Origin of the sequence: Gilliamella sp. B2717 (assembly GCF_026536675.1) — a bacterium.
Classification (GTDB): domain Bacteria; phylum Pseudomonadota; class Gammaproteobacteria; order Enterobacterales; family Orbaceae; genus Gilliamella; species Gilliamella apicola_I.
Genome location: NZ_JAFNNQ010000067.1, coordinates 1 through 2,302 on the forward strand (window position 1 = coordinate 1; position 2,302 = coordinate 2,302).

Consider the following 2,302-nt stretch of genomic DNA (forward strand, 5'->3'; position numbering starts at 1 on the left):
GAAACTAAAAAAGAGCAATCAGCAGACACCACAACTAATCAAACCGAAACTTCATCAACGCTTGCCACCTTAAGTCAAAATGGTAGGGTGTGGTTTATAAATCCTATTATAATAATGAGTTTGTTTGATAAAATTATAAAAAGAGAATTGAAAACATCACAAGCAGGAATAGATTTTATTTATTTAGCGGAGGCACAAAAAAATATTTCTAATAAATTGCATTGGCCAGGAACTGGAAGTGGTATTACTTTAGGCCCAGGTTATGATATGAAAGGAAGAAGTTCAACAAATATTTTAAATGATCTTTTAGAAATAGGTATTTCATCTGATGTGGCGCAAAAAGTTTCTAAAGCAGCTGGTTTAAAAAATGAAACTGAAATTAAAGTATTTATGAAGGAAAATAAAGACGTTATTACATTAACTGTTGAACAAGAAAAATTATTATTAATTAAAATAATTCCCGACTATGAAAATAAAATTGAGAAAGTTATAAAAATTGATTTGAAGCAACATGAATATGATGCATTAGTTTCTTTTGTTTATAATGTTGGTTCTATTAAAAGTGATAGTAATTTATCAAAATATCTTAATGAAGGTAAAAAGAAAGAAGCAATGGATGTTTTACTACAATATAATAAATCTGGAGGTAAAGTTTTAGAAGGTTTAAAGAGAAGGAGAGAGAAAGAACGAGAAATATTTGAAAAAGGTATATATGCTAAAGAGATTTATTAGGAGAAAGAGTATGCTTCGTAATTTTTATTTAATATTCTGCCTATTTTTGTCATTTTCAATAAGAGCAGATTTAACTAATAATTGGATAGTGACTAAAGTATATATTAGCGATACAGCACGCACAAAAACAGTGTCCTATGATGATCCAATTTACCTTAATAGAATATTTCAATGGGATGAAAATGTTATCAAAACTAATATTTATTCTGGTGCTCTTATTGAGATTTGTTCAAATTATAAAGTAAATAAATTCATTATCGATTTTGATGAATTTTTAAACAAAGAAATGCTAAGTGCTGACTCTTTTGACCTAAATATGAAACAAAAAATAAACCAATTAAATATTTTCTGCCCTAACATTCAAAAAACATGGACATTATTTGAAAAAAATGCTGATGCATATTTAATAGTAAATACAAATGATTCTATATTAGAGATAAATCGAATAAAGTATCAGAATACTGTTCCGAGTTTCTCTTGTTCAAAAGCAAAGAAGGTATCTGAAAAACTGATTTGCCAAAATATTTATCTATCAGGATTAGATAGGAGTATTCATGATATTTATCATAATATAAAAAAATATTATGACTACAATAATGCTCAGAAAGAGTTTGAAGAAATATACAGTAATCAAAAAAAGTTTATTCAGAAAAGAGATTTATGTACTAATGAAAAATGTTTGATGGACATTATGAATAAACATACTTATGAGTTACATCAATATATGCCATTGATTACGCCTTACTAGAAATTGTAACTAATATTCGGTGTAAATTTTAAATTGTATTTAATCAGAAAGTAACAATAGGAAATGTTAAGAATATCATTTATTTTTAAATGATAAATATACAGGTATAGCCACTTAAATAGAGAATATTGAGAAATATAAAAATAATATGTATTTTAATGTCATTATTATCTTTGATTTGTTTTGCTAATAATTTTAATCATTCTTGTTTGTATATAAATAGGTATGGTTCTTCGAATTTCACAATTCAAATCTCTTATTATTGCAAAGAAGTGAATTAGATTGTAAAGGTCTTTAATATGAAGGAGCACAGAAAAAAGATAAATTGTATATTTAATTAAAAGGAAAAATGATAAATCATCATTCATTTCATCATTTATAAGAATATCAATTTCAACATAATTATGATTAATATATTATTTCCAGCAGTCAATTAACTATATAGAAAATGGCAAATTATTACAAATTGAGGAACTAAAAACATTGGGATATATTAGATACTCCATGTATAGATAATGAATATGCGACAATTAAGAGAACTATTTTAAGGGAATATCGCAAAAACCACACTTAACAACGGCACTGGGACGGCTATTAGTTAATTATCAAAGTGAATGGTATGAAGAGCTGAATGCAGAAGGAAAGCGACCGGAATGGGAAGTATTAAACAGTGAAATGACCGATGATGCGGAAAACTATTTGGTTTATATAAAAGACGGTGATGAAGCAAAACGTGATGCATATGTTAGTAAGATGGACGCAAGCAAACAAGAATCAATAAAACAAGGCTTAGAACAACAAAGAAGAGATTATCAACGTTTT

At 26.9% G+C, this 2,302-nt stretch carries 2 protein-coding genes; both read left to right on the forward strand.

The window, feature by feature from the left end; translation table 11 throughout:
* Window positions 1–732 (forward strand): glycoside hydrolase family protein (locus J3U35_RS06635; RefSeq protein WP_267360358.1); only part of this gene is annotated, 732 nt, incomplete at its 5' end.
* Between the two features lie 10 nt (window positions 733–742).
* On the forward strand, window positions 743–1,480 hold the full coding sequence (locus tag J3U35_RS06640) for a hypothetical protein (protein WP_267360380.1): 738 nt from the start codon (window positions 743–745) through the stop codon (window positions 1,478–1,480).
* Window positions 1,481–2,302: the final 822 nt, after the last annotated feature.

Bases quoted from the DNA above. Each gene is read 5' to 3' on its own strand.
- J3U35_RS06640 (WP_267360380.1), top strand. From the start codon at position 743: ATGCTTCGTAATTTTTATTTAATATTCTGCCTATTTTTGTCATTTTCA.